Genomic DNA, 26,790 nt, shown 5'->3' with positions numbered 1-26,790 from the left:
CGATGAAGACCCGTTTTCCCTGGCTTCCGGTCGTCCTCTGGACCTTGATAAGCTTCGTCACCCTTTTCCCGATCTACTGGCTCTTCGTCATATCGGTGAAACAGCCGTTCGACCTGTTTTCGACGCCCGATGTCATTCTCCGGAGCTTCTTCTGGAAGAATTACCAGGACGTGCTGACCAATCCGACCTTGCGCGGATACATGCTCAACTCGCTGATCATTTCGTCGGGCAACGCGCTGCTCGTTACGACGCTCGGCTTCCTTGCCTGCTACGCCCTGACGCGCTTCGACCTCGCCGGCAAGGAAAGCATCTTCTTCTGGACGATCACCAACCGCATGGCGCCGCCGGCGGTTTTCCTCCTGCCGCTTTTCCTGCTTTTGACGCAGGTCTACAGGATCGGCGACTTCTCGCTCGCCGATTCCAAGCTGGGCATGATCCTGGTCTATTGCTCCTTCAACCTTCCCTTCGCGATCTGGACGCTGCGCCCGACCGTGGAAGGCATTCCGAAGGAATTGGACGAGGCGGCCTATATGGACGGCGCGAGCCCATGGACCGTGCTCTATGATATCATCTTTCCTTTGGCACGGCCCGGACTTGCGGTGACGCTGATCCTAACCTGGGTGTTTGCGTGGAACGAATATCTGCTGGCGGCGACGCTTACCAACTTCCATGCGCGGACACTCACCACCGGCCTGTCGGAATATGTGACGACGACGGGGACGGCCTGGGGCATCATGGCCGCGATCTCCATGCTGACCTTGGTTCCGGCGCTCATCGTCTTTTCGGTGGTCCAGCGTCACATCGTCGCCGGCCTGACCTTCGGTGCCGTGAAAGGATGAAACGATGACGTCTCAATCAGAAAATAACGAACCCAAGCCAGGCTTCCTGCCAATCGAAACGAACTGGTTCGACCGGCTCTTCATCTCGATCGTGATCTGGGTCGCGCTCTCGCTGTTTTGGATGCGGTTCATCGAGCCGTTCGGGCTTTCCGTATGGTTCGCGGCGGCAATCTCGGCAGTCCTTGGCGCCTATATCGTCTGGAAGGGATGAGGCGATGAATTCCGTCAACGACATCAAGTCACAAATCGTGCTGCTTTAGGGGGAACGACATTGGCAAACGTACAGGTTAGCGACGTCACCAAGAAATATGGCTCTCTTCAAGTCATGCACGGCGTCAGCGTCGACATCGAGGACGGCGAATTCGTCGTGCTGGTCGGTCCATCCGGCTGCGGCAAATCCACCCTGCTCCGGATGATCGCCGGGCTGGAGACGGTCAGCAGCGGAGATATCCGGATCGGCAGCCGTGTCGTCACCAATGCTCCCCCGAAGGAGCGTGACATCGCGATGGTGTTTCAGAGCTACGCGCTCTATCCCCACAAGACGGTCGCCGAGAATATGGGCTTTCCGCTAAAGATGGCCAAGCGACCGAAGGCGGAGATCGCCGAGAAGGTCGGCAGGGCAGCCGAGATCCTCGACCTGACACGTTATCTCGACCGCTATCCGAAGCAACTGTCGGGCGGACAGCGTCAACGCGTGGCGATGGGCCGCGCCATCGTCCGCGATCCACAGGTCTTCCTGTTCGACGAGCCGCTGTCGAACCTCGACGCCAAACTCCGCGTCACCATGCGCGTCGAGATAAAGGAGCTTCACCAGCGGCTGAAGACCACCACCGTCTACGTCACGCACGATCAGATCGAGGCGATGACGATGGCCAACAAGATCGTGGTGATGCGCGACGGCAGGGTCGAGCAGATCGGCAAGCCTCTTGATCTCTACGACTTCCCGGTCAACCTCTTCGTCGCCGGCTTCATCGGCAGCCCATCGATGAACTTCCTTCAGGGCCGCATAGCCACAAGCGACGGCAGGAAGATCGTCGTCACCGACCAGGGCATCACCCTTCCGCTGGCGGACACAAATGCGGATGAAGGACGAGCCGTGACCTACGGTATCCGACCGGAGCACATCACGATCGGCGAAGAAGGCGTTCCGGTCGAAGTCTCGGTGTTCGAGCCGACGGGTTCAGAGACATTGATCTTCGGTCGCACGGGAGGCGTGCCGATCGACGCCCTGATCCGCGAGCGCATCGAGGTCGATCCCGGACGGACGATGTACTTCCACATAGATCCCCGACGTGCGCATATCTTCGATCGGGAAACAGGCCAGAGACTGTAGGAGGACGACGCATGGAGTTCAAAGGAAAGACGGTGATCGTGACCGGCGCCGGCAAAGGCATCGGACGTGAAATTGTAAGGATGCTCGTCGAACGGGGTGCGCAGGTCGTCGCCCTGACCCGCAGCGGCGCCGACGTCGAAGCGCTGCGAGGGGAATTCGGCTGCCGGGCAATCCAGGTCGATCTCGCGGATGCCGATGCGACCAAAGAGGCGGCGATCGCTGCCCTTCCCGCAGATTTCCTTATCAACTGCGCCGGCACGACCGAGCTTCAGCCGTTCCTGGAGACAACCGTCGAAGCATTCGACCGTCTTGTCGCGGTCAATACGCGCGCTCCGATGATCGTCGCCCAGGAATATGCCCGTTCGCTGATCAAGGAAGGCCGTCCAGGCGCCATCGTCAATGTCTCGTCGGTCGCATCCTTCGTCGGCATCCCCGATCACGCCGCTTATTGCGCGTCCAAGGGTGGATTGGATGGCTTGACGCGGGTCATGGCAAAAGAGCTCGCGCCTCACGGCATCCGCGCGAACGGCGTCCACCCGACGGTGACGTTGACACCAATGGCGGTGAAGGCATGGAGCGATCCCGAAAAGGCCGCGGGGATGATGAAGCGAATTCCGGTCGGACGCTTCGCGGAGCCGGCAGACATTGCCGAGGTTGTTCTTTTCCTGCTGTCCGACCAGGCTGCCATGGTGAACGGCATATCGATGCCGGTGGACGGCGGTTACATGATTGCCTGAAGTTCAGGACTAACGTGCAGTCCGGCCCTGCCGAGTAGTACGATCCTGCGATTGCAATACGGGAACCGGCGAGGTTGACCGCCGCACCAACCGGCGCAGCTCATCTTGATCAACGAAGTGATCCGTCACTCCTGCCTCCTTATCCGGATGACTGAAGACAAGACCGTCGGAATCCTCAAGCTTCAAAGCTTGCTCCGTATTCATGATCCCCAGTGCCTGGCGCTCGTACTCGGACTCGAGCGCCGCCTCGACGATGGCTTTTTTCTTGCGCATGTCCATTTCCTCCGTTGCTCAATGGTAACGGACGGGCGGAGTCGCGGTTCCCATCAGGCGATCACGATATGAGACCCGTTGACACGACCGCCCCGTCGAGACCCGGCCATGCATCGCGCCGGCCAAGCTGATTTTTGCCCTCGCTGCGGGGTTAGGCGCTGCCACCAGCATGCCACTACGGCCGCCAAACACGAAAGCGGCCACATTTATCGCGACCGGCGCGATAAGTGTTCATGCCCGGGGAGCCTTCAACGCGCTGGCTCAGGCGCACCCCTTGAGGCTCCAGAGCAACGCCGGCAAGATGGGTAGAGGAGCTGCGATCGTTTCGACTGGCTTTTTATTCGTCAAGCAGTTCCCGCATCGAGAAATATTTTGACAATTAGCAAATTCTCACGAATTCGACCTCCAACAGCTTTCCTAATTTTTCGATGCTGCTCCCAATGTGTCCGACGCCGACTGCGCAATGATGCGCCGGTCCTTCGGCGTTCCAATTCTCGACGAACGCGCGCGCCCCGATTGGAAATTGATAGCGGCTGTTGGTGTTTCCAATTTCCAGGATCGGCCCGGGCACCGATTGTCCTTCGGCGCACAACAGCTTCACTTTTCCGGCGCACTCCACCACGGAGAGCAGTGTGACCGGGCCATTCTTAACCGACATTTCGACGCTAACGCCGGCGCCGACCTTACCGTGATAGACCTCCAGAGGACGGATCTTGGTTCGACCCTCTGCAATTTTGGTATGGCCTGGGCCATCATGGCCCATCAGGACCACATCTGCTTCGAAATCCATTGCATAATATTCGGTGAAGGAACCTCCGGCGCCAAAGCTGTCCATGATCTTCATGGCCTGCGCGTTCTTGATCTCATATTCGCCAGCAACGGGTATGCCTTCGGCGGTGAGCATCGAACAACCAACGATTACCGACGTGATGACGTCCTCGTATTCATGCCCGGACACCGATTCATAATAATAGGCGAGCGAGCCGAGACGCTTCGCGTCGACGAGTTTGCGCAGCGCGACAGCAGTTCTTGCCGCCCGCGCCAGTTCGTCCGGATCGCAATCCGGCTGCACGTCGAATTCCGTTCGGATTCTGTCCAAGCAGGCCGCCACTTCCGCCTCGCCAACATCGCGTCTGAGGCGTGCTAGTTCGTCAATCTCCACCACTTCGATGTGTGTCCCGAATGCCGTGCTTTGGGCTGTGAGATCGGAATAGATATCGAGCATGCCGTTGTAATAGCGCCCCATGACGCCAAGGCGATTATGCGACATGACGTGGGCTACCCGTGCGGCCTCGATCCACTCCTCGATCTCGTTGTCGACAAACGGGTCATCGTTGAGAACGCCTGTTACTTGGTGGAACCGAATGCCCGCTCGAGTGAACACATTGGCAATCTCGGGCACCGGGCATGCAGCGCAGTGCGCCAGCCACTCGCCGGTCATGGCAGTCCTATTGCCGAGTGCGTTGAAGGACGCGTAATCGATCGCACCAGCCGGCTGCAGATTCAAAATAATGACCGGCACCTTTGCACGCCGAACAACCGGCAAGACGGTCGACGAGAGAGCGTAGGTGGTGATGTAAAGGAAAATGATATCGACATCGGCCTGGCGAAACAAATGGCCGGCATCGACGGCCTTCTCCGGCGTATCGACGAGGCCAAGATTGACGACTTCGACCCCAGGCCGTTCCAGCTTGGACGCGACGACATGTACATATCCGCGCAGCCTTGCTTCGAGGCCGTCAAACTGCGGCCAATAGGCCTCCAGACCGATCCCGAACAGGCCGGCCTTCAAAGGGCGATCAGACATTCCATTTTCTCCTGGAATTATAGCGGGGTCAGCCCTGCAGGCGGACACGAAGCTGGTCGAGGCCCACGGCCAGAAGCAACACGACACCGCGCGTGACATCCTGCCAGAAACTGGACACGTTCATGAGGGTCAGGCCGTTGTTCAGAGTTCCGAGGATCAGCACCGCAATCAGCGTACCCCAGACGCTTCCCCGCCCGCCGAACAGGCTCGTGCCTCCAAGAATGATCGCGGCGATGATCGTCAGCAGATGCTGACTTGCTGCATTCGGGGCTGCGGCGCCGAGCATTGCTGCAAGAATGATACCAGCGGCAGCGCCTGAAATGCCTGAGATCACGTAGAGGATCATCTGGGTGCGCTCGACAGGCACGCCGAGAAGGCTGCTGGCCTCGGGATTGCCGCCGGTTGCGTAGACAAACCGTCCGAACGGCGTCTTGGCAAGCACGAGCCAGAGGACGGCAAAGACGATCAGCATGACGATGACGGGAAACGGCACGGAAAAGATGCGGCCTGAACCAAGCCAATTGAAGGCCGGCACGAAGAGCGGCTTGCTCAAGCCACCCGTCATGACCATCGACAGGCCCGAGAATATGCTCATCGTCCCGAGTGTCACGATCAGGGGATTGAGGCGCAGCTTGGTGACGATCACGCCATTCAAAATTCCGACCCCGGCGCCGATGACCAAGGCTGTCAGGCATCCAACCCAGATATTGATCCCGTTGGAATGCATCAATGCGACGATGACGCCGGCCAGTCCGGCAACGGCAGCCACCGACAGGTCGAGTCCACCGCCAATGATCAGCGGCGTTCCGGCTGCGGCCATGAGCCCGATAAAGGCCATGTTCGTGCCGATATTGGCAAGATTGCTCACCGACAGAAAGAACGGCGACAGCATAGCGAAAGCCGCGAGAAGGATGACATAGAAGCCCAGCAGAACCACGATCCCGGCGACCGGTCTGGCAAGGATCTCCGTCATCGACTGGCGTTGGCTGGTCGGCTTGGGTTCGCCCGCAACGATCGAGTTTGACTTGTTCATGCTTTCTCCAATTCGTTCGCAGCAGACACGGAGTGCGACTCCGCCGCCTGCATCAGCTCGGCGGCCGATGCATTGGCTCCCAGTGTGGCCACGGCCCGGCCTTCTTCGAAGACGATCGCTCGGTCGGCAAGACCGGCGACCTCCTCAGCGTCCGATGAGACGAGGAGTATGCCCAATCCGTTCGCTGCGAGCCGGCGGATCTCCTCATAAATCTCTCGTCGAGCGCCGAGGTCGACCCCGCGGGTCGGTTCCTCGAGAATGAGCAGCTTGGGGTCGCCGAGCAGCCATCGCGCCAGGCACACTTTCTGCTGGTTGCCGCCGGACAGGAGTCTTATCTCCTGCTCCGGACCCGTCGTCTTGACGCGCAGGGTGCGGATCCAGTGTTGCGACATTACCCGCTCCCGATTGTCATCAACGAGCCCGAAGCGCGTAAACCGCGTGAGGTAAGGAAGGGTCGTGTTGGTACGGACGGTGAGGTTGGCAATCAGGCCTTGCCGCTTGCGCTCGGCTGCAACGAAACCGATACCGCTTCGAATGCTTGCCCGCGGGTTCGACAACGCCGTTTCGGCTGTCCCCATCCGGATTGAACGGACCTTCGCCCTGGGCTCCGCCCCATAAATGGCTCTGCCGACCTTCTCAATCCCGGAGCCGATCAGGCCGAACGCACCCAGGACCTCGCCGCGGCGCACCGAAAAGGACACGTCGCTGAGCCAGCCTGGCAGCGACAGTCCTTCGACAGTCAGGATCGTCTCGTCCGGCAGGAATTGCGACTTTGCCGGAAAAAGATCGCCGAGATCGCTTCCGAGCATCGCCCGCAGCACCTCTTCGTGACTGGTGGCGCTCGTCTGGAACTGGCCGCTCACCTCGCCGTCCCGCAACACGACGATCCGGTCGGAGAGGCGAAACACCTCGTCGAGGTAGTGGGAGATATAGATGATCGTGACGCCGTCGGCGCGAAGCGCATCGATCACCCCGAACAGGGTTTCGGCATCTGCTTCTCCGAGTGCAGCAGTCGGTTCATCCATGATCAGAATACGAGCCTGGCCGGCCAATGCCCGGGCGATCTCGACGATCCGCTGCTCCGGAAGCGATAGCGATCCCATTCTCCGGCTCGCAGAGACATGACCGAGCTTCAGTCGGCCGAGCAGCGTCGTCGCCTGCCTCTGCATGGCGGCACGGTCGACGAAACTTATGCCGGCGATCTTGCGCTGGGGCATCGATCCCAACGCGATGTTCTCCGCGACCGACAAGTCCGGATGCACGGACAGTTCCTGCGGCATCAGGCGAATGCCCGATGCTATGGCCGCACGTGCCGACGTGATGTCGACTGCGGCCCCATCGATCTGTATCTGTCCGGCGTCGCAGGAATAGACGCCGGACAGGATCTTCATCAGCGTGGATTTGCCTGCACCGTTAGCCCCGAGCAGCGCCACGACCTCGCCAGCATCGGCCGAACAGGTGACGTTTTTCAGGACCTGCACGCCGGAGAAGGACTTCGTGACGTTGGTGATTTGGAGCCGCGCCACGCGGTTCTCCGTGCTCGATACAGTCTGCATCAGAATCGCCTCCGACCCCAGATCATTGCTTGGGGAGAATTGCCTCGTACCCCTTCAACCAATCCTCTTTTTTCAGACCAGAGAGGTAGCTTGCGAACTCTGCCTCGGGAAACGTGTAACCGTCGGCTTCGCCGGCGCACGCGAATTCCTTGTAGAATTTGCAGATGTTTGCCTTGGTTACCATCTGATGGGTGACGAAGGTTGCCTCCGGCACGGCCTTTCCGGCGAGCGCAGACAGCGCAATCGGAATGAGATAATTTCCGTAGCTGCCTGGAAACGAACCCGTCGCCGCCACGAGTTTCGGGTCCGTGGCAAGCGCCTCGGCTTCATCCGCGCCGTTGCCGACGGCGATGGCCTGATCAACACGTCCGGCTGCTCGGACGGCCTGCAGCATGCCCATGGTCGCCTGGTCGTTGATCGCGATGATCAGGATCGGCGCTCCTGGCGGAATGCGGCCGAGTACGTTGTTCATCTGGGTATAGGATTCCTGCAGCGTATTCTTCGTATCGATCTCGATGATGTGGTCGGCCGGGAAATCCTTGGTCAGGGCCAGGAAGCCGGCGCGCTGACCTTCCGTGCGCATGCGCGGGATGACGCCCGACTGGGGCAGTGCGCCGATGACGAGATAGCCGCTTTTTACCGTGTCCGCGCCAAATTGTTTTGCCGCAGCCGTTGCAAGGTAGGACCCGCCCATGAAACCGGACTTCGGATTGTTCACGCCGAAGAAACTTGCACCGGGCATGGGGATATCGATTGCCGTGACCTTGGTGCCGTCTTGCTTGAACACGTCCATCACGGTCTGACCGAAGTTTGCGTCGGTCTGAAACTCGATGACGTAGTCAACCTTGCGTTCGGCGAAAGATTTGGCATTGGCAAGCGCGGTCGGCCCATCGAGCCGGTTGTCGGCGACAACGAGTTCCACGCCGGCAGCATCGGCGTTTGCCTGAATGCCTTTCTCCACGAGCACGCCGAAAGCGATGTCACGCTGAAGATTGGCGAAGCCGATGCTGTACTTGCTGCCGTTTTTCGGAGGCGTCACTTTCGACGCGTCGGCGGCCATGGCCTTGAGAGCCTCGGCCGAAAGCATATTGCCGTCGAACTTCGCGGGATCGAACCCGTGGAAATCATCGGCATGGGCAGCAGATGCGGCGAGGCAAGCGGCTGCGACCAGCAGTCTGGCGTGAGTTTTCATATCTATTCTCCTCCCAGCCCCTACCCTCCCCGGCAGCGGCGATAGCTGATGCAATCAGCGTTTCGGCAAATTCGATCGACTTGCCCTGACCTGATGACGGTACCATCGGCCCCACCTGTTGACACGACGCCAAAATCCACAAAAGTGATCATTTGCATACAAAAAATGATCCTAAAAAGGCGACGTCAAATGACGGAAAACTACTTCGTCTACATGCCTGACAACAGAATTTCTGCAGCATGGGGCTGCACCGCTGTCTCGACGGGCTATTCGGTCATTGCGCCGCACTCCAGTTACCCTCCGAGCCGTCATCCGGACGACCATCATTTCAGCTGGTCTCGAGGCCGCATCCTTCAGGCCTATCAGGTCGTGCTGATCAGCGCCGGCAGCGGGAAGCTCGAATTCGGCAACCTGCGCCGACAGGTGCGCGTCACGGAAGGATCGATTTTTCTCCTGTTCCCAGACGTGTGGCACAGGTTCGCGCCCGATCGGCGAACCGGCTGGACCGAGCACTGGATAGAGTGCCGGGGAACCGCTTTCGATTTTGCAGTGGATGCTGGCCTCCTGCATGTCGAACGCCCGCTCAACCCGGCGAGGGATGAGATCAATCATGTGTTCGCCGCCATCCATGACCTGGCGCGGCAGGATCCTGTGCTTCATCAGCTGGTGATATCCACGCTCGGGTTGCAGCTCCTTGCGCTGCTCTGCCGGCCGGACGATCTGGCAAGCGGCGCCGGCGCGCGCCTCGTCGATCGGGCGCGCATGATCCTGATGGAGCGCTGCGGAACTTCACAATCGGTCGAGGATCTCGCAGCAGAGATGGGGGTGAGCTACCCCTATTTTCGCCGGCTGTTTCGTGAGCAAACCGGGATGTCGGCGAAACAGTATCAAATGAACGTCCGCGTTCAGCGAGCACGCGACTTCCTGGTAAACACCGACAAATCCGTAAAAGAAATCGCCGGCCTTCTCGGCTTTCATTCCGCCTTCCATTTTTCCAGCCAATTCAAAAATGCGGTTGGCTGCGCACCGACGGAATATCGTAGGACCTCTGAGAATTGAGAGGTCTGCCGATCCGTGGCACCGCGCGACCCCAGACGTCGCTCAGTCCGTCTTCGACGTCAGGAACCAGCGGCAGCGTGCTTGATATGGTCCGACAAGGCTGCACGCCGTTTCGCGGCGTAGAAACGAGAGCGGCGGCGCGTCGGGCAATGGGAACCGCAGTTTTTGGAAGACCTCTTATTTCATTGAAAGCTAATTTGAACTTCGTTAGCTTCCTTTGCGGGAGGACTACAATGCAACACATTGATTCGATTACTGCCGAGCCTATCGCAGCGGCGAAGGTCTGGTGCATCGCGGACTTCTGCTCGCAGCACCGATTGGATGGCAAGGAGCAAGCCAAGCTTACTGCTTTATTCGGTGAGTTCGCGACCATCAGCGAACTCGTCCACAATGTAACGCGTAGATCAAGGTTAAGGTGAAGAGGCCGACCCGGCGAAACGGCTGACGTTCCATGCGCTCACCTGGCCGGCGGCACCAGCGAGCGTGCGATATCGATGATGTCGTCACGCGAGGTGGTCGGGTCTTCCCTGTTCCAGGCCATCACGATATGAGGCCCGTTGAAACGAACGCCCCGTCGATACACGGCCCGCCATCGCGCCGGCCACGCTGTTTTTGGCCCTCTCCACCCCGTTTGGCGCGGCTACCAATGTGCTACCACGGCCGCCAAGCAGACGCCTTTTTCCAAGGCCAAAAGTTCGCTAATTATGCAAGGAAATCAAAGTGGTGCCCAGGACCGGAATCGAACCAGTGACACGCGGATTTTCAATCCGCTGCTCTACCAACTGAGCTACCTGGGCTAACCTGCTTCCAATGGCTCCTTTCAAGAAAGGAACCATGGGGCCTTGGTTCACCCCGGAAGCGAGCGGGGTTATAGCATCTTGTTCGCCCATGGCAAGCGTCAAATGACTCTTTTTTGACGGTCTTGCCGGCTTTGCGGATTCATGAGGAAAAATAAGAGCTTCGCGGGTGGATTTCTCTAGTTTTCCTCATCCGGATAATCGGCCTTCGTCTCGTCGTCGGCAACCGGAATGGCATAGGCGCCGGTCAGCCAGCGGGAGAGATCGGCCTCTCGGCAGCGGTTGGAACAGAAGGGATAATGTTCGCGGTGGGAAGGTTTGCCGCATTCGGGGCAAGGGCGCGTCTTGCGCAGCGGTTCGACCTTGGCGGCCGCTTTCTTGTCTTCAGGCATATCGGTTCATCCTATGGGATTAGCCGTCGGGCTCAGCCCTCGGGCCACCGGCTATGCACATCGAAGCCCTCGCCGGTCAAAAGCAAAATGGTTTCATAAAGCGGCAGGCCGACGACATTGGTGTAGGAGCCCACCATCTTCTGTACGAAGGTGCCGGCGAGGCCCTGGATGCCGTAGGCGCCTGCCTTGCCGCGCCACTGGCCGGAGGCCAGGTAGTTCTCGATCTCGAAGCCGGAGAGACGCTTGAAGCGCACTTTGGTCTCGACGATCTTCTGACGGACCTTACGATCCGGGGTCACCAGGCAAACGCCGGTGTAGACCATATGGTTGCGTCCCGACAAGAGATGCAGCGAGTTCAACGCCTCGTCGGCGAACTCTGCCTTGCCGAGAATGCGCCGGCCGACAGCGACCACCGTATCGGCAGAGAGGATATAGCTGCCCTTCCAGGTGATATCGCTCTTGATGGCGGCAAGGGCTGCTTCCGCCTTCTCCGCCGAAAGCCTGCGGGCGAGCGAACGCGGGTGCTCCGACTTCTTCGGCGCCTCGTCGATATCCATCGGCATAAGGCGCGACGGCTCGATGCCGGCCTGGTTGAGCAGGTCGACGCGACGGGGCGAGCCCGAGGCCAGAATGAGCTTGTATTTCAGCGCCATGGAACCTCGACCATCGTCAGACGGGAGCAAAAACCCTTGCGGGGACCTTCGGGCAAACTTACTTGAAACGGTAGGTGATGCGGCCCTTGGTCAGATCGTAGGGCGTCATTTCCACAAGTACCTTGTCGCCGGCGAGAACGCGGATGCGGTTCTTGCGCATGCGGCCCGCGGTGTGGGCAATGATCTCGTGTTCGTTTTCGAGCTTCACGCGGAACGTCGCATTCGGCAGAAGTTCGGTGACGATTCCCGGGAATTCGAGGACTTCTTCTTTAGGCATATAAGTGTTTTCTTCCTGTGCGTTGAATAGGCAGCGCAGCGCGCGCCTTTAAAATTTGGGCGGAAACTACACAATCAACGCAGGTTTGTGAACCTCGTTGATCAGGCTTTCCTTTATTTGTTTTCACGCCGATTGCGCGGCAATGCCATTTCGTTTGAGTAGCCGGCTTTCGATGAGGCCGGCCAGGTGATCGCGGACCTCGCGGTAGCTCTCCAGAATCTGCTCGCGCGTTCCGATTGCAACCGTCGGATCCATGGTCGGCCAATAGACAACGTCGATCGCATTCGACCGCGTCAGCTCGAGTGCTGCATGGTGGGCCTGGGGCGACAACGTGATGATCAGATCGAAGTAATCATCCTCGAGCTCTTCCAGCGTCTGCGGCTGGCGGCGCCCAAGGGAAAGCCCGATCTCCTCGAGCACGGCATCTACGAAGGGATCGCGCTCGCCGGCGCGAACGCCGGCAGACCTGATATAGGTATTGGCCGGCAGAATGCTACGGGCGATCGCTTCGGCTATCGGCGAGCGGATGGCATTCATCCCGCACATGAAGAGGATGGCACCCGGCCGCTTTCCCTCCTCGACATCGGCGGCGCGCTCCATTGCCGTCATCCGCGCCAGTAGAGCACGCAGACCAGCGTGAAAAGGCGCCGGGCGGTATCGAAATCGACCTCTATCTTGCCGGCCAGCCTATCCTTCAGCGTCTGCGAGCCTTCATTGTGGATGCCGCGCCGGCCCATGTCGATCGCCTCGATGCGGCTCGGCGTCGACGAACGGATCGCTTCGTAATAGCTCTCGCAGATCATGAAGTAATCCTTGACGATCCGCCGGAAGGGCGTGAGCGACAGGATATGAGTGGCGACGCCGCCGCCCTCTTCAGTGGTGATGGCAAAAACCAGTTTCGAATCGACCAGCGAGATGTTCAGCCGGTAAGGTCCGCCGACATGGCCGAGCGGCTCGAACCTGTTCTCCTCGATCAAATCGAAGATGGCGACGGCGCGTTCATGCTCGACATCCGGCGTCGAACGGCCGATCGTATCGTCAAGAACGACGTCGCAAAGCCGGAATTCGCCCTTCGCCATGCCCTCACCTTTCGAGGTTGAGGCGGATCGCGACCGACCGCGCATGGGCATCGAGGCCTTCGGAGACAGCAAGGGCGATCGCCGCCGGGCCAAGGGTGCGGAGCTGCTGAGGCCCAAGGCGCAGGATCGAGGTGCGCTTGACGAAATCGAGCACCGAAAGGCCGGACGAGAAGCGCGCCGAACGCGCCGTCGGCAGCACATGGTTCGAACCGCCGACATAATCGCCGATCACCTCAGGCGTATGGGCGCCGATGAAGATCGCGCCGGCATTGCGGATGCCGTCGAGCAGCCGGTCCGGATCGGCGACGGCGAGCTCCAGATGCTCGGCAGCGATACGGTTTGCCAGCGGAATGGCCTGTTTCAGGTCGGAAACGAGGATGACTGCGCCGAAATCGCGCCAGCTTGCCGCCGCCGTCTCGGCGCGGTTCAGCGTCTTCAGCTGGCGTTCGACGGCCTGCTCCACCGCCTTGCCGAATGCGGCATCGTCGGTGATCAGGATCGCCTGGGAACTGACATCGTGCTCGGCCTGGGCCAAGAGGTCGGCTGCGATCCAATCCGGATTGTTGTCCTTGTCTGCAATGACAAGCACCTCGGAGGGGCCGGCGATCATGTCGATGCCGACGGTACCGAAGACATGGCGCTTGGCGGCGGCGACATAGGCATTGCCGGGGCCGGTGATCTTGGCGACCGGAGCGATCGTCTCGGTGCCATAGGCAAGAGCCGCGATCGCCTGGGCGCCGCCGACACGATAAATCTCCGTGACACCGACAAGCTTGGCGGCGGCAAGCACCGCCGGATTGACGGCGCCGCCGGTGGCAGGAACGGCGATGACGATGCGATCGACGCCGGCGACCTTGGCCGGCACCGCATTCATCAATACCGAGCTAGGATAGCTCGCGGTGCCGCCCGGAACATAGAGCCCGACCGCTTCGATCGCCGTCCAGCGCGAGCCGAGACCGACACCCATATCGTCCTCGTAGATATCGTCCTTCGGCAGCTGCCGGCGATGATGGGACTCGATGCGCAGTGCGGCGAGCTTCAGCGCCCCCAGCACTTCCGAAGGCACCGCATCGACGGCGGCGTCGATCTCTTCAGCTGTGACGCGCATCGGGACGGTGGCGTAATCGATGCCGTCGAATTTCAGCGAATATTCGGCCAGCGCCACATCGCCGCGGGCGCGCACGTCATCGATGATGGCGCGAACGACCACGTTCACATCCTCGGAGACTTCACGTTTCGTCGTCAGAAAGGCGGCAAAATGCTGCTCGAAACCTTCCGATGCCTGATCCAGCCAGATTGCCAAGGCCGATATTCCTTCTTAACTCGAAACTGCGATGTTCAAACTTTAGGGCGTCAAACACTCATTGTTTTATGCATGTCGTTATCCCGGAACCGCTGTACACTTCCGGGCGACATGCATTAGCGGTGGCGAGGCTTGGAGGAAGCCTCCCAGGCGCCGCCGATATCGGCCAGTTGGACCTCGATGCATTCGACATCGAGCGCAATCGAGGCGGTTCCCGACAGCGACAGCTCGACCGTGCCCTCCGGCCCCTCGCCCTTCTGCTCGAAGCGCAGCGCCAGCAGCGACAGCACCTCATCGCGTTTTCCACGATCGATGCCGAGCGAACGGACGGCAAGCACGCGCTTGAAGACCAAGGCAGCACGACGGCGCTCGAAACCCTTGCGCTTGCGCTCGGCACCTTCCCAGACGAAACGATTGGCGGCAAGCGCGAACTGCGCGCCGCGCGGCGACCAGTCGATGTCGCCGACCTTGAAGACGCTGTCCTGCATATGCGCGGACATGATCGCAAGATCCTCGTTATCGAGCGCAACAAGTTTCAGGTCTGTCATTCAGCCTCATCCCATAACCGGCCAAGGCCGGGCACCGCCGGAATGGCGATGCGTCAGACAAGGGAAATAAGGCGCGGCGACCAATTACGCAACCGGGATGAACGGTGCTTACTCGCTGATGCGCTCGACGATGGCGCCGCAGCGGGTCAGCTTCTCCTCGAGCCGCTCGAAACCGCGGTCGAGGTGATAGACGCGGGAGACCGTGGTTTCGCCCTCGGCGGCAAGGCCGGCGATGACGAGCGAGACGGAGGCGCGCAGATCGGTCGCCATGACAGGCGCGCCGCGCAGGCGTTGGACACCCTCGATCTTCGCCGTCTGGCCGGAGAGCGAGATCCTGGCGCCGAGGCGGGCAAGCTCCTGCACATGCATGAAACGGTTTTCGAAGATGGTCTCGGTGACATGCGAGACGCCGGAAGAACGGGTCATCAGCGCCATGAACTGCGCCTGCAGATCGGTCGGGAAGCCCGGGAAGGGATCGGTGACGATATCGACCGGCCTGATGCCGGCGCCGTTGCGCTTGACGCGCATGCCATTGTTGGTCGACGAGATTTCCGCACCGGCCCGGCGCAGCGTTTCCAGCGCGGTTTCGAGCAGCGCCACATCGGTATTTTCGAGCACGACGTCGCCGCCGGCCATGGCGACGGCCATCGCATAGGTGCCGGTCTCGATGCGATCCGGCAGGACGCGGTGGCGGGCGCCGGAGAGCGAGGTGACGCCTTCGATGGTGATCGTCGCGGTACCCGCGCCCGATATCTTGGCGCCCATGGCGTTCAGGCAGTTGGCGAGATCGACGACCTCAGGCTCGCGGGCGGCATTGCCGATGACCGTCGTGCCGCGGGCAAGCGTTGCCGCCATCATCACCACATGGGTGGCGCCGACGGAAACCTTCGGGAAGGTGTAGCGTGCGCCGATCAGGCCGCCGGCAGGCGCCTTGGCGTTGATATAACCGGCATCGATCTCCATGGTCGCGCCGAGCGCCGTCAGGCCTTCGATGAAGAGATCGACGGGGCGCGTGCCGATGGCACAGCCGCCCGGAAGCGAAACGCGGCAATGTCCTTCGCGCGCCAGCAGCGGGCCGATGACCCAGAAGGAAGCGCGCATCTTCGAGACCAGCTCATAGGATGCTGTGGTATCGACGATGGTGCGGCAGGTGAAATGGATCGTGCGCGAGTAGGAATCTTCCTGGCGCTCGCGGCGGCCGTTGACGGCGACATCGACGCCGTGATTGCCGAGGATGCGCATCAGCAGCTCGACATCGGCCAGATGCGGCACGTTTTCGAGCGTCAGCGTATCGCTGGTCAGAAGCGAGGCGATCATCAGCGGCAGTGCGGCATTCTTGGCGCCGGAAATCGGAATGATGCCATTCAGCTCATTACCGCCGACGATTCTGATACGATCCATGTGCGCTTACGGGCAGCGCCCGCCTTTCCTGAAAGTTCTGCCTTGGAATAAGGAGTGAGGTGTTTAGGGGATTTATCGACACGCTTCAATTCGCGACGGACGGAACATTACGATTCGTCCAATTTTGCGGCGGGCAGCCCATTTGTTTCATCGGCTTGGCCCGAACGGCGGGCGCGGACCTGCTGTTTGCGTCGCCCCAGATTTTCTCGGAGCTTTTCGGCGGCGCGCTCGCGGCGCAGTTTCGCCTGTGCCTCGATCGCCTGTTTGCGGCTCTGCTGGCCGGTTTCGGTCTTTTCATTCATGCGACAGGATTAGCCGAATTCGCGCCGATCCAAAAGGCCCTTGCATCTCAATCCACGCGAAGTTGGAATTTGCGGCTTGCGCTGGCCGCCAAGCTGTGGCAATAGCCCCCCGTTCTCGCGATTGAGCCACATGGCTCGCACGGGTACTGGTCCTGCTGCCGTAGCTCAGTGGTAGAGCACACCCTTGGTAAGGGTGAGGTCGGTGGTTCAATCCCACTCGGCAGCACCAGTTTTCCTCCACGCAAAGACACCCACTGCTCGAATTTTCGCGAGCTGCAAAATGTTCTGAAACTTATAGTGATTTGTGGATCAATAGTCCCGTCGCACACTGATCCAGACGCAGCTCAGAAAGCTCAGCGTTGAAAGCGTATGGATGACATTGCAATCGCTGTGCCCCCGCACCTAGCTAGCGGAATGCTTCGATATACTTTTTGATTATCTCGATCGCAGGCGAGAGCCACGGCGTCGAGCCTACCTTCACGGCTATGTCAAAATACGAGATGGCTGCCTTTAAAACGATCGCCGCTGCTGCCACTCCGAAAGCTTTTTTAATGTGGCCGGCAGCAGATTTCGCGGAGCCTTCCAATATATCGCTACAATAACGGGCAACGGAAAGCGCCATTCCTTCGATCACCGATATCAAAGCGTAAACTGCCTTTTTGGAGGTTCGTCGAGGCTCATGAACGAGTCCGAGCAAAAACTCGAGCGACTTAGGTACGTTGGTGTCAACATCATTGGTCTGCCGGGACAGTTCGGCAGCGAGATTGTCAACTGTGTCGCTAAGGCTAGGAATGTCACTGTCATCGACGGAGGTTTCAGTGGCATTCGCTGAGAATCTATTCCATTCCTCGAATTGGGAAACATACATGTGCATCTTCAAGTATTGGGCACGAAAAGCGCCGACAAGATGGGCGGACAATTCGCCGGCTCTGTCGAACGATTCTGCCATCTGCAGGCACTCGATGTTCACCAATCCGAGTTTGATTACGTTCTCGCCGGAAGATGTTAGCGTTGAAAGGGTTCGAAAAATCTCTATCAGCCGATAATCCGCATTAGATTGAACCAACGCCTCGTCAAGACGGCGTGCATCGTTGATCAAAACCTCAAGTGCCGCTGCTGCATTGGCGCGATCAGGAGCAGAAACCGTTCCGGAACTGGGAACAGTAGTAAGCCGCCCATCGATAAAATCGAACATGACGGGACCCAGAGGAGGTTTCGTATGGCTATGCGGTCTGGCGTCACCTTCTGACGGCGTGTGCAACCTTCGATTTCTTTTGTTAAGGAGGTTATCGCAACGGGCCACGAGCTCGCTCGGATCAACCGGGCGGACGATATAGTCATTGATACCGAGATCGAGCGCACGGATCACCATGTTGTCGTCGCCTTGCTCGACAATGAGCAGGATCGGTAGGAAGCGTGTGCGCTCCAGCGAACGGAACTGCGAGCAGAGGCGGAGTGGATCGTAGTCGTTGAAATTGGCATTGACTACAACCAAATCGAACAGGTTCTCGGCCGCTTCGAAAAGTGCCGCCTGCGGATCGGAAATCGCCGTCACATCGGCTATGGGCTTTAGTGTCTCAATGATGCGTTCCTGCGAGTTGGCCCGTGCATCCACCACAAGAACGTTCGCTGAACTCGTTGCGTTACGCACAACTTGAGATCTGGTTTGACTTCCGGCTAACCGCAGCAGGCTTTTCACGCGGGAGATCAGTTGGAGATCGTTGACCGGCTTTGTCAGAAAGTCATCCGCACCGGCTTTCAGGCCACGGACGCGGTCTGCGGACTGATCGAGAGCAGTCACCATGATGACCGGAATGTGTGCCGTCTTTTGGTTGGCCTTCAACCGTTCGCACACCTCGAAGCCATCGAGCCCGGGCATCATGATATCGAGCAGAATGAGATCGACCTGATTTCGCTCGCAGATCGCTAGCGCCTCATAGCCGCTGGCGGCAGTCAGCACTTCGAAATATTCGGCGAGAAATCGCGCTTCGAGCAGCTTCAAATTTGCCGGTATATCGTCAACCACCAATATGCGTGCGGTCATTTCCCGGCCCCTCGACGTGTTGTCAATACAACTTATGGGTCCCGTCGGGTGCATTGACAAGAAGGCTATTGCCCTCATTCAAACTTATGGCGAGTATACTTTCGAGCCCGTGCTCTCAAGCGATCCGCAACAACGCATCGCCATCGGTCTCTACCTCTTCCGAAACACGTCATCATCGGGTGTTTCTCATCAAAGCCGTCCATCGTATCGCGTCACAGTCGAGGCGAAACTGCTCGCCGCGCCCTCGGCGACGATCCGCCCATTGCTGCTGGTGAAAATCACGCTAAAGTATTAACTATCGCAAAGTCTCCCCGGAGGAACTGGGAGATGCTACGCTTCGTTTCTGTCGACAATCGTGGAGGAGCGTCAATGGCAACTGAAAGATGGAACAGCCCGGTCAAGGTTGGTTTCGAAGGTGCGGATGCGCGAACGGTCAATGGTCCGTTCGATGCGCTGAAGTGCCTGGCGGATCTCTGGCCGAGTATGCGCGGGCTTCGTTATATCAAGGCCCGCAGCGCCTGCCGGGCAGCGCTCGATGGGCGCAAGAGCGTGGAAGAGGCAAGAGCCGAGTTTCTGGCCGCCGCCGAAGAGGCGAAGCTGAAGCTGCATTAGCAGTTCGAAGAATTTCGACCGATTATCGCCTTCTGGGCGCGGAAGCGTGCCGGAACGGGATAATCCTTTAATTTCGGTTTAACCCTGCAACAAGTGCGTGCCGGGTTTTGGTGCAGAGGGCGTTGCGCCTGATACAGGTGCATCACTAGAAGATGACCAGCCATCATGATGATGGTTAGAGGCTCGTCACCTCTGCGGAAACGCAGGCGAGCCTCGTCCGAGCAGGACCGCCTTTTTTCAGCAATCCGCGCCGCTCTCATTCTCGATCTCGACATAACCGACGCCGATGATCGTGCCGTCCGCCGCGCGGATGAAGGACGGGAGATAGTGCGGTTCTATCGGCTCGCAGGCGACGGTCCCGGTATATTCGCTGAGGGCGATCTGGTCCTTCGGCAAAGCGGAATAATTCGTGCCGGTTTCCAGCGAGGCATGGGCGGAGCCGGCAACGATACCGCAACCCACTATCAAGGTCGTTGCCCAGAGGCGAGGAAGCAACTGCATGAGAGTCTCCAGCGTTTAGGTCCGGCCTTTCAACACGCGAAAGAGCATTTTGGTTCCCTTCATGCATCGCAAAGAGATGAGCGCGAGCCGGCTAGCGTCGCAGCAAGCGAGCACGCACATAGCCCCGGCCGACGACGCCCTCGGCGATCTCGATCGCCCGCTCGACATCGCCCCGCCGGCGCACGAAACCTTCCAGGATGACATAGGAGCCCGATATGCTGACGGTGATTTCGCCGGCTTCGATATCGCCAGACGCATGAAGGGCGCCTTCCACCGAGGCCCGCGTCGCCGCATCGCTGTGGCCCTGCCGGCCGGGCTCGTCATGCCTCGTGAATGCTGGAAAGCCGAGCACCGTGAACGTTTCCTGATGTTGGTTGATGTCTGTTAACGCGACAGCGACGCATTTCGTTGCGCCCCCCGGAAAAGAAGAGCCTGCTCGACAGCGATACCTGCGCGGTGGCATGGCCTACCCTTGGCGAAAGACGCCGCGCTTTCCATATCTGGCGGCAGTCGAAAGAGGGATGACGACGATGAAAGTGCTTCTGCCCGCCTTGTTTGCCGGGGCCTTGTTTGCCGGGGCATTGCTTGCCGGCTGCTCCTCGGCCGATACGCCGGCGCTGGAACCCATTCCCGGCAGCATTACCTATGGCGGCCAGCCGCGAACGAAGCTCACCAAATCGCCGGTCGGCAGCGCCGTCTACAACCAGTTCTACAACGGGACGGGCCAGCGCGTGAAGGAAACCTCTATTCTTCAGCCGGACCGCAGCTTGAAGCTGGTGCGGCGCGAGATCGGTCCGGATTTCCCCGACTGAGATATTGCCAGCGCACCAGATCGCTTGACAGGGACGGCAATCGCGAACATTCAAGGAACATCTAATCCTTCCCCAGTGATTCTGCGGGAGCCCGACCGGACGGCTGGATGTATCTCGAAAAGCTCAATCCGCAGCAGCGCATGGCCGTCGAGCATGGCACGCTCATCGACGGCAGCCATATTGCCGGGCCGCTGCTGGTCATTGCCGGCGCCGGCTCCGGCAAGACGAATACTTTGGCGCATCGCGTCGCCCATCTCATCGTCAAAGGCGCCGATCCCCGCCGCATCCTTTTGATGACCTTCTCGCGCCGGGCAGCCGCCGAGATGGCGCGGCGCGTCGAGCGCATCTGCCGCGATGTGCTTGGTTCGAATGCCGGCGTCATGGCGGACGCGCTTTCCTGGTCCGGCACCTTCCACGGCATCGGCGCGCGGCTGCTGCGCGATTATGCCCAGCAGATCGGCCTCGACCCCGATTTCACCATTCACGACCGCGAAGACAGTGCCGATCTGATGAACCTGATCCGGCACGACCTCGGCTTCTCGAAGACGGAAAGCCGCTTTCCCACAAAGGGCACCTGCCTTGCCATCTATTCCAGGGCGGTGAATTCGGAAACCGCGCTGGACCTCGTGCTGCGCGACGTCTTTCCCTGGTGCGCGACGTGGGAGAAACAGCTGCGCGAACTTTTCGCCTGTTATGTCGAGGCCAAGCAGAGCCAGAACGTGCTCGATTACGACGATCTGCTGCTCTACTGGGCGCAGATGGTCGGCGAAGCGATGATTGCCGAGGATATCGGCAGCCGCTTCGACCATGTGCTGGTCGACGAATATCAGGACACCAACCGGCTGCAGGCCTCGATCCTGCTGGCGCTGAAGCCTCAAGGCCAGGGGCTGACGGTCGTCGGCGACGATGCGCAGTCGATCTATTCCTTCCGTGCCGCGACGGTGCGCAACATCCTCGATTTTCCCGCCGCCTTCAGCCCGGCCGCCAATATCGTCACGCTCGACCGCAACTACCGCTCGACGCAGCCGATCCTCGCGGCCGCCAACGCCGTCATCGATCTCGCCTCGGAGCGCTTCACCAAGAACCTCTGGACCGAGCGGCAATCGTCCGAGCGGCCGCGCCTCGTCACGGTGCGCGACGAGGCCGAGCAGGCGCGGTATATCACCGACATGGTTCTCGACAATCGCGAGGAAGGCCTCACGCTCAAGCAGCAGGCCGTGCTCTTCCGCGCCTCGCATCACAGCGGTTCGCTGGAGGTCGAGCTGACCCGGCGCAACATTCCCTTCGTCAAGTTCGGCGGGCTGAAGTTTCTCGACAGCGCGCATGTGAAGGACATACTGGCCGCCCTTCGCTTCGCGCAGAACCCGCGCGACCGGGTGGCGGGCTTCCGGCTGATGCAGATCCTGCCGGGCGTCGGGCCGTCGACCGCGCAGAAGACGCTCGATCTGATGGCCGAGGATGCAAGCCCGATTTCTGCTCTCGCTGCCATGCCGGCACCGCCGCGCTCCGGCGAGGACTGGACAATGTTCGTTTCGATGCTGCAGGAGCTGAAGACCGGCAAGGCCGGCTGGCCGGCAGAGATCGGCCTGGCACGGCAATGGTATGCGCCGCATCTGGAACGGCTGCACGAGGACGCAGCGACGCGGCAGGCAGACCTGCTGCAGCTCGAGCAGATCGCTAGCGGTTATGCCTCGCGCGAGCGCTTTCTGACCGAGCTCACCCTCGATCCGCCGGACGCGACCAGCGACCAGGCGGGCGTGCCGCTTCTCGATGAAGACTATCTCATCCTGTCGACGATCCATTCCGCCAAGGGCCAGGAATGGACGAGGGTGTTCATGCTGAACGTCGTCGACGGATGCATACCGAGCGATCTCGCCGTCGGCACCACCGCGGAAATCGAGGAGGAACGCCGGCTGCTCTACGTGGCGATGACGCGCGCCCGGGATGGTCTCGACCTCGTCGTGCCGCAACGCTTCTTCACTTACGGGCAGAATTCGCAGGGCGACCGGCATGTCTATGCCTCGCGCAGCCGCTTCATTCCCGCGACCCTGCTGCAGTTCTTCGAAGCGTGCAGCTGGCCGCAGGTGAAATCCGGCAGCGTCGCCCAGCAGCACGCGCGGCAGGTGCGCATCGATGTCGGCGCCCGCATGCGCGGCATGTGGCGATAACCGGATAGTGTTCAGAGTGAAAGCGGCGGCTCGGCCGGTTTCAGGAATTGCTCGACCCTAGCCACCTCCACAGCCTCGACTGATGCCGGCGACCATTGCGGATTGCGATCCTTATCGATGACGGCAGCGCGGATGCCCTCGAAGAAATCGGGATTATCAAGCATCTGCAGACAGGCGCCGAGTTCGCGGCCGAGGCATTCGGCAAGCGAGGCGCTGCGGCGGCCGGCTCTCAGTAGCCGCAAAGCGAGCTTCAGGCTGGTCGGCGAACGCGTCAGCAGCACCCGGCGCGTCTCGGCGGCGAATTCGCCTTCCTCCTCGGCAAGCGCTGCCAGGATCTCCTCGACGCTGTCGAACCGAAATGCGCGATCGATCATCGCCGCGTTCTGCCTGAGCCGGCTTTCTCCCTGAGGCTCGGAAAGCGCCTGCAGCACGGCATCGACATCGTCGGATGAGCTGGCGCGCGGCAGGCCGGAGAGAGCATCGATCACCTCGCCGAGCCGCGACGAGGCGATCTGAAGGTCGGCAAGGCGAGCGTGGATCGCATCGGCAGCACCGATATCAAGCCCTGTCAGACCGAGCCATGTCCCGGCTTCGCCTGGGCAACGCGGCAGCAGCCAGGTGGCACCGACATCCGGGACATAGCCGATGCCGGTTTCGGGCATGGCAAGCCGCGTGCGCTCGGTGACGATGCGGTGGCGGCCATGCGACGACAGGCCGACGCCGCCGCCCATGGTGATGCCGTCCATCAGCGCGACATAGGGTTTGGGATAGGCGGCAATCATATGGTTGAGGCGGAACTCCTCACGCCAGAAGCTTGCCGCCAGGCCATCCCCGGCGCGGGCGCTCTCATGCAGGGCGCGGATATCGCCGCCGGCACAGAAGCCGCGTTCGCCCTCTCCCATCGCCACGACGCTCGCCAACTCGGGATCACCGGCAAAGTCGTGAAGGGCCGCAGTGATCGCCCGGATCATCGGCAGGGTCAGGCTGTTCAGCGCCCGCGGCCGGTTGAGGCGGATGATAGCAGCAGTCCCTCGCCGCTCAATGATGACTTCGTCTGGCCGTTCGCCGTCCTGCATGGTTCACCTCAATTGTTACGACCATGAATAAACGACGACGTAGCTTCGCTCCAGTCGATTTAAGACCGGTGGGGAGATTGGCTCAGGCAGACAGCGAATTGCGGGCGGAGGCTGCGGCCTCGCACCTGAGAGCGTAATCGATGGCAAGTTCGAGCGGCAGCGGTCGCGAGAAATGATAGCCCTGCGCCAGACGAACGCCCATCGCCTTCAATCCCTCGGCAATCTCCTCGCTTTCGACGCCTTCGGCGACGGAGGCAATGCCGAGATTCTGGCAGAGATTGGCGACCGAGCGGGTGATGTTCATGCAGCGGGCGTCACGATCGAAATTCATCACGAAGGATTTGTCGATCTTCAGCTTATCGAAGCCGAGACGATGAATATGGCTGAGGCTCGAATAGCCGGCGCCGAAATCGTCGAGCGCGATCGAGATACCGGCGGCAGCATTGTGATCACCTGGTCGGCGGTGTCGAAATCGGAGCAGTGCGGTCTCGGTGATTTCGAATTCGATGCGCTTCGGATCAACGCCGGGAGCAGGTGATCATGGCAAGCAGCGCGATGATAAACGGGCTCCTGGATCAGAAGGACGCGGCGGCGAGTGCCCGGTGGATGCTGTGCAGGTCGTCGACATTCTTGTTCGACAGGAACAGTTCCCAATCGAGCGAGCTCTGGACGATGGTTTCCAGAGAATCGTATCTGGGCTTCCAGTCGAGTACCTGCCGGGCGAGCGAAGCGTCTGCGACGACGCTTGCCGAATCGCCGGCGCGCCGCGGCGCCATGTGGATCTTGAAGGAATGTCCGTGCAGGCGGGTGACCATGTTCAGCACGTCGAGCACGGAATAGCCGCTGCCATAACCGCAATTGGCAACGAGCGAGCCCTTGCCTCTGCGCAGGTGCTGCAGCGCTTTCAGATGTGCATCGACGAGATCGCCGACATGGATGTAGTCGCGCACGCCGGTGCCGTCATGGGTGGGATAGTCGATGCCGTAGACATTGACGCTGTCGCGCCTGCCGAGCGCTGCCTCGCAGGCGACCTTGATGAGGTGCGTGGCGCCTGAGGTCGACTGGCCGGCACGGTGGTGCGGGTCGGCGCCGGCGACGTTGAAATAGCGAAGCGCGACATAGTTGAAATCATAGGCGGCGGCGGCATCGCGCAGCATGAACTCGGTCATCAACTTCGACTGGCCGTAAGGATTTTCCGGATTGAGGGGGGCCGTCTCCTTCACCGGCAGGTCGGTCTTTTGCTGGCCGTAGACGGCCGCCGTCGAGGAGAAGACGAAGTTGCGGATACCGGCCTTGATCGACGCGCTCAGCAGCGCCCGGGTCTTGCCGGAATTGTTGTCGTAATAGGAGAGCGGATCGGCGACCGAGACCGGGACGACGGCGGAGCCGGCGAAATGGATGATCGCCTCGATGTCGTTTTCGATGAAGACCTTTTTCAATATATCGCGGTCGGCAACGTCGCCGAGATAGAAACGCGCCGCCGGCGCCACGGCCCAGCGAAAGCCTGTGGAGAGACGGTCGAGCACGACCACATCCTCGCCTGCATCCAGCAGCGCCCAAACCATGTGACTGCCGATATAACCGGCCCCGCCCGTCACCAAAACCGCCATGTCCCGCATCCCTGCTTTCGTTTTTTAGAAGCAGGGGCATCAGGCGCCGGTTTTTCTTTCCAATTTTCTTATCGCACGGCCTTTGGAAGGCCTTTGAACGGGTATGTTTGGAGTCGTGGTTAGAGGCCGATTTCGGGCTTTGCTAGAGTTTTATCAATCCGGCGATTTCGGCACAAAATCGGCTTGGCCGACGCTTCTCAGAGCTTGAGGATATAGTTGCAGAGGCGCTCGGCCGCGACCGCAACCTGCGTGGGGTCACGTAGGAAGCAGGCGCGCAGGAAGAGTTCGCCGCCCGGTCCGAAGGCTGTTCCGGGTGCAAGCCCGACGCCTGTCTTGTCGACGATGTCGAGCGCTGCCTTGCGGCTGTCGGCGACGCCGTCGATCTTCAGGAAAGCATAGATCGCGCCATCCGGTTTCAGCGTCTCGACGCGGTTCGTGGCAATTAGCGCATCGCAGAGGATATCGCGGGAGCGGGCCGCCTTGGCAATATTGGCAGCGACGAAATCGTCGCCTTGATCAAGGGCTGCGACGGCGCCCTTCTGCATGAACTGCGCCACCCCCGATGTCGAATACTGAATGAGGTTTTCGAGCACCTGGCCCATTTCAGGGGGCGCGACGATCCAGCCGACGCGCCAGCCGGTCATCGACCAGTTCTTCGAGAAGGAATTGACGAAGATGATCTTGTCGCCCTCGTCCATCACATCGAGGAAAGAGGGCGCGCGGCCGCCGGCAAAATAATAGCGGGCGTAGATTTCATCTGCCAGGATCCAGAGGTCATGCTTGCGGGCAAGCGCCAGGATATCGCCAAGATCCTGCTTCGTGGCCGTCCAGCCCGTCGGGTTCGACGGCGTGTTGATGAAGATGCCCTTGGTCTTCGGGGTGATCGCGGTTTCGATGCGGTTCAGATCGACCGCCCATTTGCCGCCTTCGAACTGCAGCTCGACACTCAGCGAGCACGCACCTGCTATCTCCAGGGCGGCAGCGATATTCGGCCAGGAAGGAGAGAGGTAAACCAGTTCGTCGCCCGGCGAGGTCAACGCCTGCACGGCGATCTGGATCGCCTGCATGCCGGAACCGGTGACGTAGAAATGCTCGACCGGAAGCCGGATTCCGAAATGTCTGTTGTAATAATCGGAAAGCGCCTGACGAAGCTCGGGAATGCCGCGCTGCCAGGTGTAGAAGGTCTCGCCGGCGGCAAGCGCCTCCATCGCCGCCCTGCTGATGAAATCGGGCGTCGGCAGATCACCCTCACCCACCCAGAGCGGCAGCAGGCCTTCGCGGCCACGGGCATAGTTGACGAGTTCGACGATCCCACTTTCGGGCGCCGCCAGGGCGCGCGGGCTGAGGCTGCTGACGATCGACATGCATATCTCCGGTTTCCGCCTT

The 26,790-nt window shown here is 60.3% G+C and carries 28 protein-coding genes, 2 tRNA genes and 2 pseudogenes; 9 read left to right on the top strand and 23 right to left on the bottom strand.

The features are described 5' to 3' along the window. Window positions 1-2 precede the first annotated feature (2 nt). Genes RWK44_RS10900 through RWK44_RS10885 form a run of 4 tightly spaced genes read left to right on the top strand, consistent with a single transcriptional unit; the run spans window position 3 to window position 2,909 of the window. Entirely contained in the window at window positions 3-839 is an 837-nt protein-coding gene (locus tag RWK44_RS10900; protein WP_017958929.1) for a carbohydrate ABC transporter permease, read from the top strand. Window positions 840-843: 4 nt separating this feature from the next. Further along, entirely contained in the window at window positions 844-1,050 is a 207-nt protein-coding gene (locus tag RWK44_RS10895; RefSeq protein WP_003545406.1) for a DUF2160 family membrane protein, read from the top strand. A gap of 60 nt (window positions 1,051-1,110) precedes the next feature. After that, window positions 1,111-2,172 carry an ABC transporter ATP-binding protein gene (locus RWK44_RS10890; RefSeq protein ID WP_131642148.1) on the top strand — a complete coding sequence of 354 codons (1,062 nt, stop codon included), beginning with the start codon at window positions 1,111-1,113 and terminating at the stop codon, window positions 2,170-2,172. A gap of 11 nt (window positions 2,173-2,183) precedes the next feature. Beyond that, entirely contained in the window at window positions 2,184-2,909 is a 726-nt protein-coding gene (locus RWK44_RS10885; protein ID WP_132613080.1) for an SDR family oxidoreductase, read from the top strand. Between the two features lie 9 nt (window positions 2,910-2,918). On the opposite strand, the gene RWK44_RS10880 is transcribed toward RWK44_RS10885, so the two are convergent. The 5 genes from RWK44_RS10880 to RWK44_RS10860 all read right to left on the bottom strand — a co-directional run bounded on the left by RWK44_RS10880 (window position 2,919) and on the right by RWK44_RS10860 (window position 8,770). Continuing rightward, on the bottom strand, window positions 2,919-3,188 hold the full coding sequence (locus RWK44_RS10880) for a hypothetical protein (protein ID WP_025393102.1): 270 nt from the start codon (window positions 3,186-3,188) through the stop codon (window positions 2,919-2,921). 373 nt (window positions 3,189-3,561) lie between these two features. Then, the gene (locus RWK44_RS10875) at window positions 3,562-4,989 is read right to left on the bottom strand and encodes an L-arabinose isomerase family protein (protein ID WP_168340685.1); all 1,428 of its coding nucleotides are present in this window, start codon (window positions 4,987-4,989) and stop codon (window positions 3,562-3,564) included. Window positions 4,990-5,017: 28 nt separating this feature from the next. Beyond that, window positions 5,018-6,022 (bottom strand): ABC transporter permease, encoded by a 1,005-nt coding sequence (locus RWK44_RS10870; RefSeq protein WP_025393100.1) that lies wholly within the window; start codon window positions 6,020-6,022, stop codon window positions 5,018-5,020. Beyond that, window positions 6,019-7,578: a sugar ABC transporter ATP-binding protein gene (locus RWK44_RS10865; protein WP_168283505.1), complete on the bottom strand. Its 1,560-nt coding sequence runs from the start codon at window positions 7,576-7,578 to the stop codon at window positions 6,019-6,021. The genes RWK44_RS10870 and RWK44_RS10865 overlap by 4 nt, the downstream gene beginning before the upstream one ends. Window positions 7,579-7,600: 22 nt before the next feature. Further along, a complete protein-coding gene (locus tag RWK44_RS10860; RefSeq protein WP_025393098.1) occupies window positions 7,601-8,770 on the bottom strand; it encodes a sugar ABC transporter substrate-binding protein in 1,170 nt (389 codons plus the stop codon). Window positions 8,771-8,959: 189 nt separating this feature from the next. Here RWK44_RS10860 and RWK44_RS10855 point away from each other — a divergent pair, with 189 nt between their 5' ends. Beyond that, window positions 8,960-9,829, top strand: coding sequence for a helix-turn-helix domain-containing protein (locus RWK44_RS10855; RefSeq protein WP_316028785.1), 870 nt, complete (start codon window positions 8,960-8,962; stop codon window positions 9,827-9,829). 457 nt (window positions 9,830-10,286) lie between these two features. Here the strand turns inward: RWK44_RS10855 and RWK44_RS35045 are convergent. From RWK44_RS35045 to RWK44_RS10800, 11 genes and pseudogenes are all read right to left on the bottom strand, one after another. Further along, window positions 10,287-10,370: pseudogene (locus RWK44_RS35045) on the bottom strand (LysR family substrate-binding domain-containing protein); the annotation flags it as partial. Window positions 10,371-10,550: 180 nt separating this feature from the next. Continuing rightward, window positions 10,551-10,626, bottom strand: a tRNA-Phe gene (locus RWK44_RS10845). 179 nt (window positions 10,627-10,805) lie between these two features. Next, window positions 10,806-11,018 carry a DNA gyrase inhibitor YacG gene (yacG, locus tag RWK44_RS10840; protein ID WP_012755993.1) on the bottom strand — a complete coding sequence of 71 codons (213 nt, stop codon included), beginning with the start codon at window positions 11,016-11,018 and terminating at the stop codon, window positions 10,806-10,808. A 32-nt stretch (window positions 11,019-11,050) separates the two neighbouring features. Beyond that, entirely contained in the window at window positions 11,051-11,671 is a 621-nt protein-coding gene (locus RWK44_RS10835) for a Maf-like protein (RefSeq protein WP_020048403.1), read from the bottom strand. Window positions 11,672-11,729: 58 nt separating this feature from the next. Beyond that, the gene (gene infA, locus RWK44_RS10830; protein WP_003545338.1) at window positions 11,730-11,948 is read right to left on the bottom strand and encodes a translation initiation factor IF-1; all 219 of its coding nucleotides are present in this window, start codon (window positions 11,946-11,948) and stop codon (window positions 11,730-11,732) included. A gap of 123 nt (window positions 11,949-12,071) precedes the next feature. After that, the gene (locus RWK44_RS10825; protein WP_025393094.1) at window positions 12,072-12,557 is read right to left on the bottom strand and encodes an arsenate-mycothiol transferase ArsC; all 486 of its coding nucleotides are present in this window, start codon (window positions 12,555-12,557) and stop codon (window positions 12,072-12,074) included. Then, window positions 12,554-13,027, bottom strand: coding sequence for a UPF0262 family protein (locus RWK44_RS10820; RefSeq protein ID WP_018493697.1), 474 nt, complete (start codon window positions 13,025-13,027; stop codon window positions 12,554-12,556). The genes RWK44_RS10825 and RWK44_RS10820 overlap by 4 nt, the downstream gene beginning before the upstream one ends. A 4-nt stretch (window positions 13,028-13,031) precedes the next feature. Further along, complete coding sequence (hisD, locus tag RWK44_RS10815) at window positions 13,032-14,330, bottom strand: histidinol dehydrogenase (RefSeq protein WP_131663093.1); 1,299 nt, start codon at window positions 14,328-14,330, stop codon at window positions 13,032-13,034. Between the two features lie 116 nt (window positions 14,331-14,446). Then, entirely contained in the window at window positions 14,447-14,878 is a 432-nt protein-coding gene (locus RWK44_RS10810) for a DUF2948 family protein (RefSeq protein ID WP_020048400.1), read from the bottom strand. Window positions 14,879-14,986: 108 nt separating this feature from the next. Beyond that, window positions 14,987-16,279, bottom strand: coding sequence for a UDP-N-acetylglucosamine 1-carboxyvinyltransferase (gene murA, locus RWK44_RS10805; protein WP_077977521.1), 1,293 nt, complete (start codon window positions 16,277-16,279; stop codon window positions 14,987-14,989). A 107-nt stretch (window positions 16,280-16,386) separates the two neighbouring features. Further along, window positions 16,387-16,581 (bottom strand): hypothetical protein, encoded by a 195-nt coding sequence (locus tag RWK44_RS10800; RefSeq protein WP_003545311.1) that lies wholly within the window; start codon window positions 16,579-16,581, stop codon window positions 16,387-16,389. A 154-nt stretch (window positions 16,582-16,735) separates the two neighbouring features. Between RWK44_RS10800 and RWK44_RS10795 the strand changes: the two genes are divergently transcribed. Beyond that, window positions 16,736-16,810: transfer RNA gene (locus RWK44_RS10795), tRNA-Thr, on the top strand. 1,065 nt (window positions 16,811-17,875) lie between these two features. On the opposite strand, the pseudogene RWK44_RS10790 reads toward RWK44_RS10795, so the two are convergent. Further along, window positions 17,876-18,625 (bottom strand): annotated as a pseudogene (locus RWK44_RS10790) (response regulator); the annotation flags it as partial. A 369-nt stretch (window positions 18,626-18,994) separates the two neighbouring features. On the opposite strand from RWK44_RS10790, the gene RWK44_RS10785 reads away from it, so the two are divergent. Next, a complete protein-coding gene (locus RWK44_RS10785) occupies window positions 18,995-19,237 on the top strand; it encodes a DUF982 domain-containing protein (protein WP_011650393.1) in 243 nt (80 codons plus the stop codon). Between the two features lie 237 nt (window positions 19,238-19,474). Here RWK44_RS10785 and RWK44_RS10780 read toward each other — a convergent pair whose 3' ends face one another. Then, window positions 19,475-19,738, bottom strand: coding sequence for a hypothetical protein (locus RWK44_RS10780; protein ID WP_316028784.1), 264 nt, complete (start codon window positions 19,736-19,738; stop codon window positions 19,475-19,477). A 91-nt stretch (window positions 19,739-19,829) separates the two neighbouring features. Further along, complete coding sequence (locus tag RWK44_RS10775; RefSeq protein ID WP_316028783.1) at window positions 19,830-20,090, bottom strand: BON domain-containing protein; 261 nt, start codon at window positions 20,088-20,090, stop codon at window positions 19,830-19,832. Window positions 20,091-20,268: 178 nt separating this feature from the next. On the opposite strand from RWK44_RS10775, the gene RWK44_RS10770 reads away from it, so the two are divergent. Together RWK44_RS10770 and RWK44_RS10765 are read left to right on the top strand one after the other, a co-directional pair. Further along, complete coding sequence (locus tag RWK44_RS10770; RefSeq protein ID WP_316028782.1) at window positions 20,269-20,550, top strand: hypothetical protein; 282 nt, start codon at window positions 20,269-20,271, stop codon at window positions 20,548-20,550. A 107-nt stretch (window positions 20,551-20,657) separates the two neighbouring features. After that, on the top strand, window positions 20,658-22,718 hold the full coding sequence (locus RWK44_RS10765; protein WP_316028781.1) for an ATP-dependent helicase: 2,061 nt from the start codon (window positions 20,658-20,660) through the stop codon (window positions 22,716-22,718). An 11-nt stretch (window positions 22,719-22,729) separates the two neighbouring features. Here the strand turns inward: RWK44_RS10765 and RWK44_RS10760 are convergent, their stop codons facing one another. From RWK44_RS10760 to RWK44_RS10745, 4 genes are all read right to left on the bottom strand, one after another. After that, entirely contained in the window at window positions 22,730-23,794 is a 1,065-nt protein-coding gene (locus RWK44_RS10760) for an enoyl-CoA hydratase/isomerase family protein (RefSeq protein ID WP_316028780.1), read from the bottom strand. An 82-nt stretch (window positions 23,795-23,876) separates the two neighbouring features. Continuing rightward, window positions 23,877-24,275, bottom strand: coding sequence for an EAL domain-containing protein (locus RWK44_RS10755; protein WP_206116851.1), 399 nt, complete (start codon window positions 24,273-24,275; stop codon window positions 23,877-23,879). 94 nt (window positions 24,276-24,369) lie between these two features. Next, complete coding sequence (gene galE / locus RWK44_RS10750; protein WP_316028779.1) at window positions 24,370-25,404, bottom strand: UDP-glucose 4-epimerase GalE; 1,035 nt, start codon at window positions 25,402-25,404, stop codon at window positions 24,370-24,372. 197 nt (window positions 25,405-25,601) lie between these two features. Next, the gene (locus RWK44_RS10745) at window positions 25,602-26,768 is read right to left on the bottom strand and encodes a pyridoxal phosphate-dependent aminotransferase (RefSeq protein WP_221998391.1); all 1,167 of its coding nucleotides are present in this window, start codon (window positions 26,766-26,768) and stop codon (window positions 25,602-25,604) included. Window positions 26,769-26,790: the final 22 nt, after the last annotated feature.

This window comes from Rhizobium sp. 25PS6 (assembly GCF_032464655.1).
Lineage (GTDB): Bacteria > Pseudomonadota > Alphaproteobacteria > Rhizobiales > Rhizobiaceae > Rhizobium > Rhizobium laguerreae.
This window is presented reverse-complemented; position numbering and strand designations above follow the sequence as displayed.

Coding starts and splice junctions, on each gene's coding strand:
- RWK44_RS10820 (WP_018493697.1), bottom strand. CDS start 13,027: ATGGCGAAGGGCGAATTCCGGCTTTGCGACGTCGTTCTTGACGATACG.
- RWK44_RS10760 (WP_316028780.1), bottom strand. CDS start 23,794: ATGCAGGACGGCGAACGGCCAGACGAAGTCATCATTGAGCGGCGAGGG.
- RWK44_RS10780 (WP_316028784.1), bottom strand. CDS start 19,738: ATGCAGTTGCTTCCTCGCCTCTGGGCAACGACCTTGATAGTGGGTTGC.
- RWK44_RS10765 (WP_316028781.1), top strand. CDS start 20,658: ATGTATCTCGAAAAGCTCAATCCGCAGCAGCGCATGGCCGTCGAGCAT.
- RWK44_RS10885 (WP_132613080.1), top strand. CDS start 2,184: ATGGAGTTCAAAGGAAAGACGGTGATCGTGACCGGCGCCGGCAAAGGC.
- RWK44_RS10745 (WP_221998391.1), bottom strand. CDS start 26,768: ATGTCGATCGTCAGCAGCCTCAGCCCGCGCGCCCTGGCGGCGCCCGAA.
- RWK44_RS10835 (WP_020048403.1), bottom strand. CDS start 11,671: ATGGCGCTGAAATACAAGCTCATTCTGGCCTCGGGCTCGCCCCGTCGC.
- RWK44_RS10895 (WP_003545406.1), top strand. CDS start 844: ATGACGTCTCAATCAGAAAATAACGAACCCAAGCCAGGCTTCCTGCCA.
- RWK44_RS10860 (WP_025393098.1), bottom strand. CDS start 8,770: ATGAAAACTCACGCCAGACTGCTGGTCGCAGCCGCTTGCCTCGCCGCA.
- RWK44_RS10800 (WP_003545311.1), bottom strand. CDS start 16,581: ATGAATGAAAAGACCGAAACCGGCCAGCAGAGCCGCAAACAGGCGATC.
- RWK44_RS10870 (WP_025393100.1), bottom strand. CDS start 6,022: ATGAACAAGTCAAACTCGATCGTTGCGGGCGAACCCAAGCCGACCAGC.
- infA (WP_003545338.1), bottom strand. CDS start 11,948: ATGCCTAAAGAAGAAGTCCTCGAATTCCCGGGAATCGTCACCGAACTT.
- yacG (WP_012755993.1), bottom strand. CDS start 11,018: ATGCCTGAAGACAAGAAAGCGGCCGCCAAGGTCGAACCGCTGCGCAAG.
- galE (WP_316028779.1), bottom strand. CDS start 25,404: ATGGCGGTTTTGGTGACGGGCGGGGCCGGTTATATCGGCAGTCACATG.
- RWK44_RS10865 (WP_168283505.1), bottom strand. CDS start 7,578: ATGCAGACTGTATCGAGCACGGAGAACCGCGTGGCGCGGCTCCAAATC.
- RWK44_RS10900 (WP_017958929.1), top strand. CDS start 3: ATGAAGACCCGTTTTCCCTGGCTTCCGGTCGTCCTCTGGACCTTGATA.
- RWK44_RS10875 (WP_168340685.1), bottom strand. CDS start 4,989: ATGTCTGATCGCCCTTTGAAGGCCGGCCTGTTCGGGATCGGTCTGGAG.
- RWK44_RS10770 (WP_316028782.1), top strand. CDS start 20,269: ATGAAAGTGCTTCTGCCCGCCTTGTTTGCCGGGGCCTTGTTTGCCGGG.
- RWK44_RS10880 (WP_025393102.1), bottom strand. CDS start 3,188: ATGGACATGCGCAAGAAAAAAGCCATCGTCGAGGCGGCGCTCGAGTCC.
- RWK44_RS10785 (WP_011650393.1), top strand. CDS start 18,995: ATGGCAACTGAAAGATGGAACAGCCCGGTCAAGGTTGGTTTCGAAGGT.
- murA (WP_077977521.1), bottom strand. CDS start 16,279: ATGGATCGTATCAGAATCGTCGGCGGTAATGAGCTGAATGGCATCATT.
- RWK44_RS10855 (WP_316028785.1), top strand. CDS start 8,960: ATGACGGAAAACTACTTCGTCTACATGCCTGACAACAGAATTTCTGCA.
- RWK44_RS10810 (WP_020048400.1), bottom strand. CDS start 14,878: ATGACAGACCTGAAACTTGTTGCGCTCGATAACGAGGATCTTGCGATC.
- RWK44_RS10825 (WP_025393094.1), bottom strand. CDS start 12,557: ATGACGGCAATGGAGCGCGCCGCCGATGTCGAGGAGGGAAAGCGGCCG.